Annotated in this window: 1 protein-coding gene; it reads right to left on the reverse strand. The window is 33.8% G+C overall.

Annotated features, from left to right (window positions below; all coding sequences use genetic code 11):
- Positions 1–10: 10 nt before the first annotated feature.
- Positions 11–736, reverse strand: coding sequence for a type IV secretion system protein (locus ACFIKR_RS09545; protein ID WP_375659669.1), 726 nt, complete (start codon positions 734–736; stop codon positions 11–13).
- Positions 737–784: the final 48 nt, after the last annotated feature.

Consider the following 784-nt stretch of genomic DNA (forward strand, 5'->3'; position numbering starts at 1 on the left):
GCTTTTGTTTTTATCGTATGGTAGGCATCCCCTTTTTTTCATGGTCAAAAATTTTCATATCAAGTTCGCGTCTTTTCTTTTTGATAAGTGATTGCTCAGCCTTACGTAAATGCGTTATCGTTTGTATCGTTATAGATTCATTTTGGATCATGGCTAATGAACCATCGATATGTGCTTGAAGATCTACAATATCTTTCAGGTTTTCTTTTGTTTGAAGAGCATCAAATAGACTTTTGAGGTATTTAAAACGATTTTCTACTTTTTCAAAACTTTTCAAAGTTATAGCTTTATTTAGTAGCGAAAAAAATTCTAAACGCTCAAAAAGCAACTTGCCCATTCGATTAAAAGGCTCAGAAATTTTGTCTTCGTCCTTCAATACCTTTTGATATGATTCCCTTGAAAGCTCATCTTTCTTATAGAGCGATTCTGGTTCTTTGAGAAAAAAACTAGAAAAGTCTATTTTTTGAGGTTCTGTTTTCTGACTCTTTGTTATAGCTTGATAGTTTTTTTCTGTTTGCGAAAGTTGTTCTTTTTTCAACTCAAGCTGTTTTTTTAAGAGCTCAATAATTTCCCCTTTTTTTAATAGATTAATAAGCTCCAGATATTCTGCTGGTGAAGCAGCTGGTGATGAGGAGGCGAAAGATACGCTTATACTTGGGTCATTTGCATATGCTGGAGCTAGATTCAGCATTCCCCAAAGGGTAATCATTCCTGTTATAATAAGAATCTTTCTCATATACTTGCTCGCTTGATTTCGTCAGGGATTGTTTTATTAATAGGCACA

This window comes from Bartonella sp. MR30HLJHH (assembly GCF_042194195.1).
GTDB classification, from domain to species: Bacteria; Pseudomonadota; Alphaproteobacteria; order Rhizobiales; family Rhizobiaceae; genus Bartonella; species Bartonella grahamii.